Origin of the sequence: Paraburkholderia sp. EG304 (genome assembly GCF_046543485.1) — a bacterium.
Lineage (GTDB): Bacteria > Pseudomonadota > Gammaproteobacteria > Burkholderiales > Burkholderiaceae > Paraburkholderia > Paraburkholderia youngii.
The window spans coordinates 78,613-94,042 of the sequence record NZ_JBKGUA010000023.1 but is presented as its reverse complement, the minus strand read 5'-3'; the positions used below and the strand labels follow the sequence as shown (position 1 = coordinate 94,042).

Sequence of the window (15,430 nt, the reverse complement as noted above, 5' to 3'; positions counted from 1 at the left end):
GCGGGGCCCGGGTGGTGCCGCCGTCAGTCGCAAAGCAGCCCAACCATCGGAATCGCGGGGATTCGTCCCGCGATCAGGTCGGCCGTGATTCGAGCCGATCCGTGTGACATCGTCCAGCCGATGTGCCCGTGACCGGTATTTAGATAAAGATTGCGGTACCTCTTGCGGCCAAAAAACGGCAGGTTGGTTGGCGTCATCGGCCTGAGTCCGGCCCACATTTCGGCGCGATCGTAGTTCGCGCCGGCCGGGTAGAGTTCCTGCGTCACGCTCTTCATGAACGCAAAATCAGAAGGCTTGTGGCTCGTGTCGTAGCCGGCAAACTCGGCCGTCGCGGTGACCCGGATCCGGTCGCCGAAGCGCGAGATTGCGACCAGGTTGTGCTCGTCGACCGCTGCAACGGCGGGCGGCATGGGCCGGCCGTCGATGGGAATCGTCAGCGAGTATCCCTTGATCGGATAAATCGGAAGATCGATGCCGATCTGTCGGGCGAGAACCGGACTATAGGGGCCGAGGGCGAGCACATACGCGTCGCCTTTGACAAGGCCTCGGCTCGTTCTCGTGCCGACTATGTCCTGCCCGGCGGTTTCGAAGCCGTCGATAGTCGTCTCGCTCAGAAGCGTGCCGCCACGCGCGACGATCTTTTCCGCAAGGGCGCGGGTGAATTTCGCAGGGTCTCCGGTCTCATCGGTTGGGCAGTGAATGGCGCCCGCTATCCGGTCTTTTGCCGAAGCCAGCGACGGGTCGAGCGCGACCACCTCATCGGGGTTGAGGACCCTGATGACCTGCCCATCGGATTCCAGCAGCTTCATGTGTTCGATTCCGCGGTCCTGCGCCTCCTGAGTCCGATGGAGATACAGAATTCCGCGCGCATTTCGATCGTATTCGATGGCCTCCTCGGCGATTACATCCTGTAGTACTCGCTGCGAATACGCGGCAAGCCGATGCTTGAGCAGGGTATTGCGGCGTGCCTTCTCCGATGTGCATTCCATCAGGAAACGCCACGACCAGCTGTAAAGCCTCGGGTCCGCCGAGAACTTGAAGCGCAACGCCTGATCTTTCAGCACCAGCGATTTGAGCAGAATCATTGGCGCTTTCGGCGAGGACCAGACGAAGGAATGCCCGGGCGCGATCATGCCCGCGTTACCCCAACTGGTTTCCGCGGCGACTAAAGGCTGCCGCTCGACGATCACGACCTCATGGCCGTCTTTCTGCAACTGGTACGCGGTCGTCACACCGACCACCCCGCCACCGAGCACGATAATTTTCATAATGTCCTGAGATACAGGGGGCTGCGGCGCTCTCACTTCCATTGCGGCTGATTCAGCACCATGCCGTGCTGCCCCTTGTAGGCAGCCACAGCCGGCGGCGTCCAGCCGTCCAGCATTTGCGGCGCGAGTTGCCAGACCTCGATGCCGAGCGGCCGGCACACTTCCAGCGGATCGCGCGCGTCGGGTCCCCACATCGGCACCGACAGATCGCCGCCCGGACAGGTCGACAGTGCGCACAGCAAGTCGATCTCCGCGAAGAATTCGAGGTAGTCGCCTTTCTTTGCCGGACACGCCTTCATGAAGTATTTGTCGTCGAGATTCAGGCCGGTGCACTGGAACACGTTGAGCACGTCGTGGACGTCGTATTCGGTCAAGCCATACGGGGCGATGGCGCGCGTCAGGTTCGAGTGGCAGTGGAAATGAAAATCCTCGCCGGTCAGCATGCGGTTCACGTAGGGATCGCAGCGCGTGCCGAGCAGATCGTGGACACGGCCGCCGTGCTCGTCGACGCCGTAGCCGGCGAGACTGTCATCGGTGATGGTCACCATCGGACGCAGGAATGGCAGCGTCGACCACAGACGGTCGAACGTGCTCACGTGCGCCTGCTGCAACTGGCGCGTGCGCGATGCCCACATGCGCTCGCGCGGGTTGTGCCGGTTCCACATGTTCAGGTCGGCAACCTGCGGGCCTTCGATCGTGACAATGCGAAACACGTGGCCGGCCGGCACGGTCCACGCTCGCCCCGAGCGGATCGGCACGACGATCGATTCGACCAGCGTGCGGGTGTCGTGCTGTGAGGCGATGCGCTGATAGAACGTCTTGTCGACGTCGAGCGCCGAGCCTTTGGTGGACTGATAGGCAGCAGGGTAATTCAGCATCATGCGTTCTCCCTCGAACTCAGGCCTGAGCCTGTATTAGGATTTCCTCGCGCGGCTCGGTCGGCGGGTCACTCTGCCGACATGGCACTGCCCCCCAGATAGGCAGCGCGGACCCGGCTGTCCTGAGCCAGCTCGCGGGCGGACCCCGCGAGCGCAATGCGCCCACTTTCCAGCACGTAGGCCCGATGCGCGATTCGCAGCGCCTGGCGGGCGTTCTGCTCGACCAGCAGTATCGAAGTGCCTTCGCGGCAAATGTCGGCGACCATGCCGAAGATCGCGCGGACCAGCTTCGGCGCGAGTCCCATCGATGGTTCGTCCAGCACGACGATACGCGGGCGCAGCATCAGAGCTCGGGCAATCGCCAGCATCTGCTGTTCGCCGCCGCTGAGCGTGCCTGCCAGTTGGCTGCGGCGCTCGCCGAGCCGGGGGAAAGTCGCATACAGCTGATCCCTTCGCTGTTGCAATGCGGTACTGTCGCGCCGGATCAGATAGCCGCCCAGATGCAGGTTTTCCTCCACCGTCAGCGCCCCGAAAATGCGCCGCCCCTCCGGCACGTGACCCAAACCCAGCGCCACGATCTGGTGTGCGCGCAATCCCGTCAGGCGCTGGCCGTCCATCGCAATGTTGCCCGCGCGCGGCCGGATCAATCCGGAAATCGCCCGCAGTGTGGTCGTTTTTCCCGCGCCGTTGCTGCCTAGCAACGCGACGACCTCGCCCTGTGCGACGTCCAGCGAGATGCCGTGCAGCACTTCGACAGTCCCATAACTGACACGCAGATCGCGGATTTCTAGGAGTCCCACAGCGATTTCTCCCCGGCGGTATCGTCGCTCGCCTCGTCCTTTTCGGCTGTGCCGAGATAGGCATCGATCACGCGCGGGTCCGCCTGGATCGCGGCGGGCGGGCCCTCGGCGATGATGACGCCGTGATCCATCACGATGATCCGGTCCGACACGCCCATCACCAGCATCATGTCGTGCTCGATCAACAGCACCGTCACGCCATGATCCCGGATCCGCCGGATCAGTTCCATCAGCGCGCGTTTCTCTGTCGGGTTCATGCCCGCTGCCGGCTCGTCGAGCAGCAGCAGTCGCGGGCTGCTGGCGAGCGCACGGGCGATCTCCAGCCTGCGTTGGTCGCCGTAGGGCAGATCGGCGGCGCGCTCGCCCGACCTGCCGGCAAGACCGACGAAGGCGAGCCAGCGTAGGCCCTCGGTGGAATGGTCGGCCGCCTCGGCGCGCGCGGACGGCAACGCCAGAAGCTCGGCGGCGAGCGGTGTCCGAAGCCGATGATCCATGCCGGTCAGCACGTTTTCGAAGGCCGTCATGTGGCCGAACAGGCGGATGCCCTGGAACGTGCGCGCCATCCCTTGATGGACGATGCGATGAGGCGCGCCGCCGGCAAGCCGTTCTCCGCACCAGACGATCTGACCGCCGGTCGGGCGGATCACGCCGGTCAGGCAGTTGAACACGGTCGTCTTGCCGGCGCCGTTCGGACCGATCAGGCTCACGATCTCGCCGCTCTTCACCGCGAAGCTGACACCGCCGACCGCCAGCACGCCGCCGAAGCGGCGCTGCATGTCGCGTACCTCCAGCAAGGTCTCGTCGGTGACGGCGTGGCTGGGCACCGGAGCCCGATCGGCGTCAGCGCCCTTGCGCGCCGGCGCGACCCGGCGCAACGGCGCTGGCCACAAGCCCTGCGGCCTTAGCAGCATCAGGATCACGAGCCCGATCGCGAAAGCGAAAATGCGCCAGAGGTTGAGAAAACGCAGTATTTCCGGCAAGCCGGCGACGATGATGGCGCCGAGGATCACGCCGGGAATGCTGCCGCGCCCGCCGAGCACGACGACGATCAGGATCGTGACCGATTGCAGATACGTGAAGCCGGTCGGATCGATGGTGCCGAAGCGGGCGGCGAACAGACTGCCGCCCAGCCCGCCGATCAACGCGCCCATCACATAGGCGAGCAGCTTGACGCGCAGCGTCGGCACGCCGACGGCCTCGGCAGCCGCCTCGTCCTCGCGGATGCTGGTCCAGGCGCGCCCCAACCGCGAACGGCCGAGCCGGATCGCGAACACGAGCACGACCACGAGGAACGCCATGCCCAGTTCGTAGAGCGCTTGCGGCGAACTGATCTCGAAGCCGAACAGGCTCGGGCTCGCGATGCCGAAGATGCCGTTCGGGCCACCTGTGATGTCGAGATTGGTGGCGACGATACGCGTGATTTCGCCGAACCCCAGCGTGACGATCGCCAGATAGTCGCTGCGCAGGCGCAGGGTGGGGTAGCCGATCACGATGCCCGATACCGCGGTGAACGCCAGACTGAACGGCAGCGTATCCCAGAACGAGAAGTGCAGCAGGGTTTCCAGCAACGCCGTCGTGTACGCGCCGATCGCGAAGAAGGCTGCATAGCCCAGATCGAGCAGTCCGGCGTAACCGACCACGATGTTCAGCCCAAGACCCAGGATCGAATAGGTGACGATGGTCAGGCCGACATCGACCACATAGTTGCTGGCGACCGCGGGCAGCGCCACGGCGGCGGCCAAAAGAGCAGCGCCGACAGGCCTGGCCCAGCGCGCGGAAGCCTGACGGGCGCTCATAAACTACATTCTCTCGACGACGCGTTCGCCGAACAGCCCGGTCGGCTTGATCACGAGCACCGCGATCAGCACGCCGAACACGAACACGTCGGTCCATTGGGAAGAGACATAGGCCGCGCCGAAGGCTTCGAGCAGGCCGATCAGGATGCCGCCCGCCATCGCGCCCGGGATGTTGCCGATACCGCCGAGGACGGCGGCGGTGAACGCGCGCAGGCCTAGCACGAAACCCATGAAGAAATTGATCTGCGTGTAGTAAAGCCCTTCCATGACGCCCGCCACGGCGGCCAGCACCGACCCCAGCAGAAAGGTGAGCTGGATCAGGCGTTCGACGTCGATGCCCATCAGACGCGCGGCGTCCTGATCGATGGCCAGCGCGCGCATCGCGGTCCCAAGGAAGGTGTGATGAACGAAGAAATACAGCGCGAGCATCAGCGCCAGGCTTGCGACGATGATGCCGATCTGCGCGAACGTGATCTGCACGCCGTGGAGCTCGAACCCCGCCTGGCTCAGCACATGCGGATAGGTGCGAAAGCCCGCGCCGTAGATCAGCAGCACGCCATTTTGCAACGCCAGCGAGACGCCCAGCGCGGTGATCAGAATCGACAGCCGCGGCGCGCGCAGCAACGGCTGATACGCGAGCCGCTCGATCAGCAGGCCGAGCGCGCCTGTGACCGTCATGGCGGCCACCAGAGCGATCAGCAGTGCGAGGGCGAGCGGCAGATGCGCGGACGCCAGCACCATCAGGCCGGTCCAGCCGATGAACGCGCCGACCATGAACAGGTCGCCATGAGCGAAGTTGATCAGCCGGATGATTCCGTAGACCATCGTGTACCCGAGGGCGACGAGCGCGTAGAACGAGCCGGTCGTCAGCCCTTCGATCACGAACTGGAAGAAGTCGCTCATGACGGCGCGCGGTGCGCAATCGCACTTACTTCATCGCCACCCAATGTCCATTCGCATCCTGCCTCTGGTAGGGCTCGAATTTGTCGTCGTGCACGACGATGGTGATGTACACGGCTTTGCTGCGGTCTCCCTTCGGATTGAAGGCAATCGTTCCGGTCGCGCCCGGGTAGTTCTGGATCTTGTGCAGGGCAGCGGTGATCGCGGCTGGCTGGGTGGACTTCGCGTCCGCGATGGCTTTCGCCGTGACCCCGACCGCATCGTATTCATAGACCGAGTACGGTCCCGGCCCTTGCCCGTAAGCCTTCGTATAGTCATCGACGTAGGCGTGCGCGCCGCTCAGGAACTGCGCGAGCGGGGCGGTCGTGATGATCATGCCGTCGGCGGCGGGACCGGCCGTCTTCATCAGGGTCGGGTCGTTGGTGGCGTCGCCGCCCATGAAGGTCATTTTCAGACCCAGTTGCCGCGCCTCCTTGACGATCAGGCCGGCTTCGGAGAAATAGCCCGTGTAGTAGATCACGTCGGGCTTGAGTGAGGAGACCCGCGTGAGCGTCGGTGAGTAGTCCATCTGACCGGGCGTGATCGAATTGGCGTACACCACATCGACGCCGTCCTTCTTCAGCGCTTGCACGGTGTTCTGCGCGAGGCCTTTGGAATAGGTCGTGTTGTCGTCAATCACCGCCACGTGCTTCGCGTGCAGCACGTCCTTCATGAAGCTCGCCGCGAACGGGCCCTGCTGGTCGTCACGGCCGATCGTGCGGAACACGTTGTCGTACCCCATCTCGGTCAGCTGCGGATTGGTCGACGCATCCAGCACATACGGAATCCCGGCGCGATGAAAGGTCGTCGATTCCGGCAACGCCGCGCTCGAGCAATAGCCGCCCGCTACCGCGACAACGCCAGCATCGACGAGTTTCTGCGCCGCCTGCACCGCGGTCTGCGCATCACAGGCGTCGTCTTCGGGCACCAGCTCGATCTGCTTGCCGAGCACGCCGCCGGCCGCGTTGATTTTGGCGGCGGCGAGCTTCGCACCATTGACGATATCCGTGCCGGCATTGGCACTGCTGCCCGACAGCGGAACCGGCACACCGATCTTGATGGTGGCACCCTGGCTCTGCGCCGAACCCGGAACCAAGCCCGCAAGCAAGGCCACGGCGGCCGCCATGCCCGCGACAGTCGTTCGCCGCGAGCCGCGCTCTGCACCGGACCAGCCAATCGTCTGAGCAAACATGTTAGCGACTCCTTTTTGTGAGAGGGATCGGACGATCCGCCACACGGGCATACCGGTGACATCGGAAAGCGGACGGAAATGGGGCGATTGCGAGTGATTCATACCCACCAGGTCAACAGCGTGACGGCTGGCTTGCACCGGAGCGCTGACACAAAAGCGCTGCTTTCATGATAGGAGCCGGGTTCGAAGGGACGGTATAGGGTATTTGCGTATAAACCGTTACACAAAGGCGCCTTCGATCCTCTACCTTTAAGAGGCAGTGACGGCAGCGACTCGCGAAGCCGAATGCGAGACAAGACAGGACGACTCCGAAATGAGTGCGATTGCACAGCATGACGACGTGTACACGAAGCTCGATTTCACGCTGGACGACGGCATCTGCCGCCGCGCCGCGATTGGGCTCGTGGTGCTCGCCACCGATCATACGATTGAGCATGAGTGGCGGGGCTTGATGACGCAGGAGGGCGTGGCGTTCTACGAAAGCCGTGTATATAACTCGGCGGACATCATGCCTGAACGGCTAGCGGAAATGGAGGACCGTATCGCACCGGCGGTCGCGTTGATCCGTCCGGCCGAGCGTATCGACGTGGTGGCGTTTGGCTGCACGTCCGCGTCGATGGTGATCGGGGAAGACAAGGTGTTCGCGCGGATTCGCGAAGCGCGCGCGGACGCCGCGTGCACCACGCCGATCACCGCGGCGCTGGCGGCGCTTCGTGCGCTAGGCGTCCAACGTACGGCCTTGCTCACACCCTATGTGCGTTCGATCAACGAATACATGCGCGACTATATCGAGTCGCGTGGTCACCGGATTACGCGCATGGCGTCGTTCGAGCATGCGAACGACAACGAAGTGGCGCGGATCGATGCGCTGTCGTTGCGAACTGGCGTCGAGCGACTTGCGCGCAATCGCGACGTGGACGCGATTTTCGTGTCGTGCACGAGCTTGCGCATCGCTGCGTTAATTCCGGAGCTGGAAGCGGCGATCGGCAAGCCGGTGATCTCGAGCAACTACGCGATGGCGTGGCACGCGTTGCGGCTCGCCGGCGTGGGGGATAGCGAGCCTCATCTTGGGCGGCTGTTCGCGCTGTGACGTTGCACCTTGAAACGCGACGCAGCGGCACCCGGCGGGCGCGAGCACAGCCCCTTTGATGGTTCCACAGGACAGGAGGATTTCCATGCCCGCTCATTTGCCCGCTTTGAACGATCGTGTCGCCCTCGTGACCGGCGGATCACGAGGAATCGGCCGCGCCGTTTCCCTCTCGCTTGCATCGGCTGGCGCAGCGGTGGCGGTCAACTATCGGCAACGCGGGAATGAGGCCGCTCGGATCGTCGAGCAGATCGAAAGTGCGGGAGGCCGTGCGATTGCGGTGCAAGCCGACGTATCGGTTGCGTCCGACGTCAAGGCAATGATCGATGAGGTGGGAAACCGCCTTGGCGTCGTCGGTATTCTCGTCAACAACGCGGGCATCGGGACGATTGTCGATATCGATAGGCTCACGGAAGCCGAATTCGATCGAACGCTTGCGGTCAATTTGAAATCGGCGTTTCTGTGCACGCAGGCGGTGCTGCCCGGAATGCGCGCACAGCGCTGGGGCCGCATCGTCAACCTGTCGTCGGCCGCTGCCCGTGGCGCTGGGTTGGTTGGGGTGCACTACAACGCCTCGAAAGCGGGCCTCGAAGGGTTGACACGCGGTTATGCGGCGCGGCTGGCCCGCGAAGGCATTACCGTGAACGCCGTGGCCCCGGGACCGATCGACACAGAAATGGCCGCGCCGCTGAAGGCCGCGAACGTCGCGGAACGGCTTCCCGTTGGACGCCTCGGCGAAGTCGACGAGGTCGCCCAGGTCGTGCTGATGGTGGTCGGCAACGGCTTTGTTACCGGCCAGACGATTCCCGTCAATGGCGGCGTGAGCTTCATCTGAGCCTCACGACACTCCACGCGGTTCGCTCGCGCTATACACGCCCGAGCTCCTCGGCTCACCACTTCGCGGAACCGTCGCGTGCAGTGATGTTCACCCCCCCGTCATCATCCGGAGGATTTTCTGCACGATGCGCTCATGCTGCTCCAGCGCCTCAGCGAGCGTACGTGCTCCGTAGCTCTTGTTGTCTTGCGTCTGCATTCCGGCGACGCGCGTTACGAACAGCAGAACCTCCGCGGTTTTCGGATTGGACACACCACGGAAGCGGGTCGTGACCGTCACACCGTAGTCGTCCAGCAGTGTGCGGCGGAAGATCAGTTCGTTTTCCGTCATCCAGCGCGACCACGCGTCGTGGTCGAACACCTCGACGGGCCGGTTCTTCGCATCGAGAACATAGATGCGTGCCGAGTTGGACGGGACCGGTGGCGTCTTCATATCTCAATGCGAAGGCGTGAGCAGGAAGTCCATCGCCTCCCGCCACCAGGTTTGGTCGACGTGGCCAATCCAGTCGTTATGGTCAGCCGCCTTCACCACCGCGAGCTTTCTCGGTGCGGACAGCGAGTTGTAAAGCGCCTCGCCGAAGCGCGCAGGGACGATGCTGTCGCGTTCGGCAACCATGACGAGAATCGGGCGGTCGAACGACGCCAGGTGGGTCACGCTGTCGTATCGGTCGCGCAGCAGCCACCTCACGGGCAGCCACGGAAAGTGATGAGCGGCGACGTGCTCGAGCCGATCCCATGGCGTGATCAGCATCATGCCTGCGATCCTGTCGCGTTCACGCGAGCCGGCCGCAGCCGCCACGCCGGCCCCGAGCGATTCGCCGATGAGCAGCAGCGGCGCTCCATAGAGGCGATATGCGAGCGCGATGGTTTGTTGCGCATCGTCGACCAGACTGGCTTCGCCTAACGGACCGGTGCGCGGTCCGTAGCCTGGATATTCGGCGAGAATCACGCGAATCCCGAGCCGGGTGAGCGCTGCGGCATAGAACGAGCGGTGGCCGGCATGCCCGGCATTGCCATGAAAGACGATGACCGTGGCGCGCGCGGAACCGTCCGGCTCCGCGACGAGGCCCCGGTACGCCTCCGGTGTCGGCCAGGCGCGCAGTCCGCCGGAGGTGACCTCCTCGATCGTGGCCTTCTGAGGGAAGTAGAGAAAACGATCCTGCAAGATGGCGACTCCGGCTAACACGATCAGGTACGTGACGGCGAGGCCGACCATCATTCGGGTGAATTTCATCGTCTTGCGCTCGACCCACCGAACTTTTCGATAGCACGCACCCAGTTTAGCGCGCAGTCGCCCCGGCAACGGATCAGGGTTGGCGTTTGCCTCGGCCACCAGCGGGCTTGCCAGCCGGCTTACGTGAACCCGCAGCGGGCTTGCCGAAGGGTTTGCTGCGCGGCTTTGGCGCGCTCAAGGAGTTACCGCTGGACGAGCGTGCGCCTTTGCCAACGGCCGCGGCGCGCTGCGCCGCAGGCTTGCGTTTGTTTTCGCCACTTTGCGGGCGCGGTTTTTTGCCGAGCGGCTGAATCGCGCCCGGTGCGGCTTGCGGCACCTTCGGTGCCTTGGGCTTTTTGGGCTTCTTGATGATCTGGCCCGTCGCGCTGGTTTGCGGCACGCGGTGTTCGGCTTCAAAACCCGGCTCTTCTTTACGGGGCAGCGTTTGCCGGATCAGCGCTTCGATCGCTGCCAGTTGCGGCGCTTCATCGGCACACACGAGAGACACCGCCACACCGCTCGCGCCCGCGCGGCCAGTCCGGCCAATACGGTGCACGTAGTCTTGCGCCACGATCGGCAGATCAACGTTGATCACCAGCGGCAGGTCGTCGATATCAAGCCCGCGAGCGGCCACGTCGGTGGCTACCAGCATTTGTACTTCGCCTGCCTTGAAGCGCTCAAGCGCACGCAGGCGCGCGGGTTGGGGTTTGTCGCCGTGGATGGTGTCGACCGCATAGCCGGCTTCATCCAGTACGGCCGCCAGGTAATCGACGCCATTGCGGGTTTTGACGAACACCAGCGCGTGCTGCCAACGGTTCACAGCCACGAGGTGCATGAAGAGGTCGGGCTTGTTCTTTTTATCCACCGGCACCACCCACTGCTTGATCCTGCTGGCGGTGGCATTGGGCGGGCTGACGCTGATATTGACCGGGCCGTGCAGAATCTTCGCCGCCATCGCGCGGATATCGTCGGTAAACGTGGCGGAGAACAGCAGAGTCTGGCGCTGAGCGGGCAAGGCGGCAAACACGGCGTTGAGTTCGCGCGCAAAGCCCAGATCGAGCATGCGATCGGCTTCATCCAGCACCAGCGTTTGTACCTGATCGAACTGCACTGCGTTCTGGCGATTGAGATCCAGCAGACGGCCCGGCGTGGCAACGAGCACATCCACGCCTTTGCGCAATTTCATCATCTGCGGATTGATACTCACACCGCCGTAGGCGGCCAGAAATCGCAGGTCGAGGCCTTTGCCGTAAGCGATAAAGCTTTGCAGCAGCTGTTCGGCCAGTTCACGCGTGGGCACCAGCACCAGCACACGCGCGCGATTGCTGGACACCGCCGGGCCGTGCTGCACCAGCCGTTGCAACAGCGGCAGCGCAAAGCCCGCGGTTTTGCCAGTGCCGGTCTGGGCTGCAGCCATCACGTCCTTGCCACTGAGCACGGCGGGAATCGCCTTGGCCTGCACCGGCGTAGGAGTCTGGTAATTGAGGCCCTGCACGTTACGCAGCAGGGGATCGATCAGGCCAAGCGAGGCAAAAGACATTGACGTATTCCGGGCTAAAACCGCAATTCTAGCGGCTGCCCGACGGCGTCAAAGGTATGCCGTCAAAGGTGCGGCAAATCGTCGATGCATTTTTCGACATGATCGCCGGGGACATCCGTGTCGATCCCGGCGGGTCCGTCGGTGTGAGAGACAGATACGATTTTTGGCCCGAGATACCGTGTGCCGCCGAGTGTAAAAAGGGACCAAACGACATCTCCCCGGCGGATCGCGGCGACGACTTCGACCACCTCCACAACCGCAGGGGGGGACAGCCATTCCCGCGTCGACGGATCGACGGGAGCCCAACGCACGTGGGTGAACCTGTCGTTCGCAGGGTTGATGCGAACGGCGTCGATAGCAAAGGTTGTCACATTCACCTCCATCGTCCTGACAAAGGGATGTTTGCATTATGCGCCGCTTATTTTGCGTAGAGCTTGATGGCGAATGAAGCCTAGGCGGAGTGCTCGTTGCACCACTGAATCGCCCAACGCTGCGCCGCCTCCATCGCATCCACGTCGGACGGGTAATCGCCGAGGTCGCCCGAATACTTTACCTCGACGGCATCGCCGCTCGCCGACGCGCGCCGGTAGATCTTTGCGCGAGCGTAATAGCGGCCGCCTTCATCCAGAGGTGACGCGTCGATGTGGAACTGTTGGTAGTCGAAATGCATGGCCGTCTCCAAACGATTGCCTTGATCGTCGTCGCGTAGGACGAGCCCGACCTCGTTATCGCCGCCAAGGTCGCTCTGTCATTCTGCGAAGACGACATGTACATCGTAGGCAGCAAAAGCAAAGCTCGCTGAACGGCGAGAGCAGGCCCTTTTTGACGACGATGCGCTGAGCGGAGCCTGCACTGCGCGGGTAAAATCAGCGCGAAAATCTTTGCGACCGGCGCGCCCTAGCACCGACCACGCGCACCGGCCAACTACAACCAACCATGAACCCCGGCATCGTCTACGCCTTTTCCGCCTTCGTCATCTGGGGGCTCTTTCCCGTCTACTTCAAGACGCTCCACCAGATTCCCGCGCTCGAGATGCTCGCCCACCGGATGGCGTGGTCGCTCGTGTTCATCCTCGCCGTGCTCGTCGCGCGACACCACTGGGCTTGGCTGCGGCCCGCGCTGCGCGACAGGCGCCTGGTCGGCCGCTTCTTCGCGAGCGCCGCGCTGCTTTCGGCCAACTGGGGCATCTACATCTGGGCCGTGAACGCAGGCCATATCGTCGAGGCGAGCCTCGGCTACTTCATCAATCCGCTGATCAACGTGTTGTTCGGCTTCGTTTTCCTGCATGAGCGGATGCGCTCGCTGCAATGGTGCGCGGTGGCGCTTGCGTCGCTCGGCGTGGCCTGGCTCACCTGGCAAAACGGCGCGCCGCCGTGGATCAGCCTCGCGCTCGCGCTGACGTTCGGCGGCTATGGCCTGTTGCGCAAGACTGCAAAGCTCGGCGCGCTCGAAGGCCTCGCGCTCGAAACGGTGCTGCTCTTTCCGGTGGCGATCGTCTATCTGATGATGATCGGCATGGCCGGCGCGAGCCATTTCGCGCATGCGTCGCTCGGATTGCAACTGCTGCTGGCCGCCGCCGGGCCTATCACAGCCGTGCCGCTGCTGCTCTTCGCGGCTGCGGCGCGACGCATCCCGCTCTCGATGCTCGGCTTGATCCAGTACGTGACCCCCACACTTCAGCTCCTCACTGGCGTGCTGATCTACGGCGAGCCGTTCGGGTCCGTGCGCGCGATCGGCTACGGCGCAATCTGGGCAGCACTCGCGCTCTACTCGTTCGAAGGGTTGCGTGGCACGCTGGCCGCTGCGCGGCAGGCGCGCAGGGCGGCTTGAAAAGCTCGAAGGGTGGAGCGCCGCCACCAGGGGCTGGCAGGAAGCGCTCATGACGGTGAGATGAGGGGAGGCGGGTAGCGGCCGAGCCGTGTCACAACGCGGGCGATCCTCTTCGATCTTCGGCACTTGCACCGGTCAACCCGCGACCACGGCTTTCATCGGCAGCCAGGTCGCGCGAACGGCCGGCAGGGCCGCGCAGTCAACAGACAAGGCGCGGGAAACTAGATTTTCGAGAAGTCGTAGTCTCGCTCAACAAGGCAAATGCGGGTTTTGTAGGATTCGTACCATTTTTCCCGCCCGGCCTGTTGTGCTACCAGATGCATTGAATCCCGTTTCCAGGCGGCGATGGATTCGAGGCTATCCCAATAGGAAACCGTAATTCCGAGTTCCTCCCGCGCAGACTCGACACCCAGGAATCCGGGCTGTTTAGCGGCCGCTTCGACCATTGCATCGGCCATGTCTCCGTACCCATTGTCCCCGGGGGTTCGGATGGACGTGAAGATCACCGCGTAATAGGGAGTGGCTCTGGTCTTCGCTATAGACATTGTTACCTTCCTTTGGTCATTTGCTATTGATGGCTTTGCAGTGCGCATTGTCGGCGATCTGTGTCACGTCGTCGAGCCACGTGTCTGGAACCGGGTCAACGAGCTATCTTCCGTGCAATATACTTCTGTATTGCCAGGGAATCACCGTCGAAGCTGGGGCGGATAGCGGTCTCCGGATAACGAAGTTGCTGATAGGGGCACTTAAATGCGAAACTGGCTCCTGATTCCGACAAAAGAGCAATGGGATAAATGGTCTTTACCCAGCAAGCTCACTTTTGTTGGGACTTTCGTCGGAGTTCTGAGTCTTCTTTTGGCAGTTCTTTTCTTTCTTTGGCCGCTGATCTTTACGTCCGATCCGACAGAAAAACGATTGGACGGTGCGTTGCTTGCCGCAATCGAAGATGCCAAATCGATCAGGAACCAGCTCTCGTCACTCAAACAAATCGGGGAATTGAAGTTGGAGGGTAACGATATTGCCGTGCCTTCATCGAAAGACGGGCCAGTGATAGTCGAGTCCTCCGCAATGAAGCAACTGATGGATGACGGCGATTATTATCAACGACTGTCACCGCTTCTTCGCGAAAGACTGCCGAAGTTCATCCAAATAAGAAATGCTTTGCTGAATGGGCTCGGCCGAGCGCAACCAGATATTACGCAGCTCGGCACGCTCCGTCTTTTGGATATTGAGCTCGAAACCGAAACTGATTGTCTCATTCTCGAACGTCAGCTTCGTTCAGGCGAAATGACGAAGGATCGGCATGACGAATTATTTAATGCGGCGCTTGAACTTCAGGTGTTAAGAATGCGTTCTCGAGCGCCAAGCGACCGCGGTAACCTGTCTGGCCATACGCCTAACCTACCGGCAGAGAGCCAGGTAAAAGAGCCGCCGGGGCAGTAAATCATGTTGCTTTAACCGCCGGCTTAATAGTTACTACCGCTTTGCGTCGCAAGTTCGCATTGGCAACGGCGAGACGCGACTACCCGTGATTTCCCAGCATGGTTCGACGACATGTAGGTGCACCGCAATGACACGCGTACTGGGCGCGAATGTCGTCGGTGACCGCACCGTCCACCGACAGACCGTAGTTGATGAAAAGCTCTTCCCCGGGTGCGATGGTGGCGAGCGCATGAATGAACACCCGGTCGCCCGTTTCGATGGCCTCGCAGTTGGGGGCGCACGCATGGTTCAGAAAGCGCGCGCTGTTGCCGCCGCGGCTGCCGTCGATCACGCGTCCATCGGACAGACCGAACACGAACGTGTGGCCCGCATCGGCTCGCTGACGGGCGGCGGCGCGCCGCCAGCTGGTCACTTCCCCCTTGTACTCGATGACCCGTTCGCCTGCGGCGATCGGCTGCAGCGCGAACAGTCCCATGCCATGCACGGGTGAGCGTCGTGCGGTGATGCGTCGCAATCGCATGTTGTCGTTTCCTTCCCGACCCTCGGTCGTTGCATGTGGTTTATCGGCGATGCGAAGCATATCGTCACGCACTCACGCGCTCAATATTTT

At 62.7% G+C, this 15,430-nt stretch carries 17 protein-coding genes; 4 read left to right on the top strand and 13 right to left on the bottom strand.

Annotated features, from left to right (window positions below):
• Positions 1–23: 23 nt before the first annotated feature.
• The 6 genes from ACLFKU_RS25460 to ACLFKU_RS25435 form a co-directional block, all read right to left on the bottom strand.
• On the bottom strand, positions 24–1,268 hold the full coding sequence (locus ACLFKU_RS25460; protein ID WP_410850924.1) for a D-amino acid dehydrogenase: 1,245 nt from the start codon (positions 1,266–1,268) through the stop codon (positions 24–26).
• Positions 1,269–1,300: 32 nt separating this feature from the next.
• Positions 1,301–2,146 carry an urea carboxylase-associated family protein gene (locus tag ACLFKU_RS25455; RefSeq protein WP_410850923.1) on the bottom strand — a complete coding sequence of 282 codons (846 nt, stop codon included), beginning with the start codon at positions 2,144–2,146 and terminating at the stop codon, positions 1,301–1,303.
• 68 nt (positions 2,147–2,214) lie between these two features.
• Entirely contained in the window at positions 2,215–2,946 is a 732-nt protein-coding gene (locus ACLFKU_RS25450; RefSeq protein WP_410850909.1) for an ABC transporter ATP-binding protein, read from the bottom strand.
• Complete coding sequence (locus ACLFKU_RS25445; protein WP_410850908.1) at positions 2,934–4,742, bottom strand: ABC transporter permease subunit; 1,809 nt, start codon at positions 4,740–4,742, stop codon at positions 2,934–2,936. Before ACLFKU_RS25445 ends, ACLFKU_RS25450 begins: the two co-directional genes overlap by 13 nt.
• Before the next feature lie 3 nt (positions 4,743–4,745).
• Positions 4,746–5,645, bottom strand: coding sequence for a branched-chain amino acid ABC transporter permease (locus ACLFKU_RS25440; RefSeq protein WP_410850907.1), 900 nt, complete (start codon positions 5,643–5,645; stop codon positions 4,746–4,748).
• Positions 5,646–5,670: 25 nt separating this feature from the next.
• A complete protein-coding gene (locus ACLFKU_RS25435; RefSeq protein WP_410850906.1) occupies positions 5,671–6,873 on the bottom strand; it encodes a branched-chain amino acid ABC transporter substrate-binding protein in 1,203 nt (400 codons plus the stop codon).
• Positions 6,874–7,186: 313 nt separating this feature from the next.
• Between ACLFKU_RS25435 and ACLFKU_RS25430 the strand changes: the two genes are divergently transcribed.
• Together ACLFKU_RS25430 and ACLFKU_RS25425 are read left to right on the top strand one after the other, a co-directional pair.
• Positions 7,187–7,963 carry an aspartate/glutamate racemase family protein gene (locus ACLFKU_RS25430; RefSeq protein ID WP_410850905.1) on the top strand — a complete coding sequence of 259 codons (777 nt, stop codon included), beginning with the start codon at positions 7,187–7,189 and terminating at the stop codon, positions 7,961–7,963.
• An 85-nt stretch (positions 7,964–8,048) separates the two neighbouring features.
• Positions 8,049–8,795, top strand: coding sequence for an SDR family NAD(P)-dependent oxidoreductase (locus ACLFKU_RS25425; protein ID WP_410850904.1), 747 nt, complete (start codon positions 8,049–8,051; stop codon positions 8,793–8,795).
• Between the two features lie 90 nt (positions 8,796–8,885).
• On the opposite strand, the gene ACLFKU_RS25420 is transcribed toward ACLFKU_RS25425, so the two are convergent.
• The 5 genes from ACLFKU_RS25420 to ACLFKU_RS25400 form a co-directional block, all read right to left on the bottom strand.
• Positions 8,886–9,227: a hypothetical protein gene (locus ACLFKU_RS25420; RefSeq protein ID WP_410850903.1), complete on the bottom strand. Its 342-nt coding sequence runs from the start codon at positions 9,225–9,227 to the stop codon at positions 8,886–8,888.
• Positions 9,228–9,230: 3 nt separating this feature from the next.
• The gene (locus ACLFKU_RS25415) at positions 9,231–10,028 is read right to left on the bottom strand and encodes an alpha/beta hydrolase (RefSeq protein ID WP_410850902.1); all 798 of its coding nucleotides are present in this window, start codon (positions 10,026–10,028) and stop codon (positions 9,231–9,233) included.
• Positions 10,029–10,101: 73 nt separating this feature from the next.
• Entirely contained in the window at positions 10,102–11,547 is a 1,446-nt protein-coding gene (locus ACLFKU_RS25410) for a DEAD/DEAH box helicase (protein ID WP_410850901.1), read from the bottom strand.
• Between the two features lie 62 nt (positions 11,548–11,609).
• Positions 11,610–11,918 (bottom strand): hypothetical protein, encoded by a 309-nt coding sequence (locus ACLFKU_RS25405; protein WP_368581349.1) that lies wholly within the window; start codon positions 11,916–11,918, stop codon positions 11,610–11,612.
• Positions 11,919–11,998: 80 nt separating this feature from the next.
• Positions 11,999–12,217: a hypothetical protein gene (locus ACLFKU_RS25400; RefSeq protein WP_368581350.1), complete on the bottom strand. Its 219-nt coding sequence runs from the start codon at positions 12,215–12,217 to the stop codon at positions 11,999–12,001.
• 266 nt (positions 12,218–12,483) lie between these two features.
• On the opposite strand from ACLFKU_RS25400, the gene rarD reads away from it, so the two are divergent.
• Positions 12,484–13,377 (top strand): EamA family transporter RarD, encoded by an 894-nt coding sequence (gene rarD, locus ACLFKU_RS25395; protein WP_410850900.1) that lies wholly within the window; start codon positions 12,484–12,486, stop codon positions 13,375–13,377.
• Between the two features lie 221 nt (positions 13,378–13,598).
• Here the strand turns inward: rarD and ACLFKU_RS25390 are convergent, their stop codons facing one another.
• The gene (locus ACLFKU_RS25390) at positions 13,599–13,922 is read right to left on the bottom strand and encodes an antibiotic biosynthesis monooxygenase family protein (RefSeq protein ID WP_368581352.1); all 324 of its coding nucleotides are present in this window, start codon (positions 13,920–13,922) and stop codon (positions 13,599–13,601) included.
• 205 nt (positions 13,923–14,127) lie between these two features.
• On the opposite strand from ACLFKU_RS25390, the gene ACLFKU_RS25385 reads away from it, so the two are divergent.
• Positions 14,128–14,820, top strand: coding sequence for a hypothetical protein (locus ACLFKU_RS25385; RefSeq protein ID WP_368581353.1), 693 nt, complete (start codon positions 14,128–14,130; stop codon positions 14,818–14,820).
• A 79-nt stretch (positions 14,821–14,899) separates the two neighbouring features.
• Here the strand turns inward: ACLFKU_RS25385 and ACLFKU_RS25380 are convergent, their stop codons facing one another.
• Positions 14,900–15,340, bottom strand: a complete 441-nt coding sequence (locus ACLFKU_RS25380; RefSeq protein ID WP_410850899.1) for an SET domain-containing protein — start codon at positions 15,338–15,340, stop codon at positions 14,900–14,902.
• Positions 15,341–15,430 lie beyond the last annotated feature (90 nt).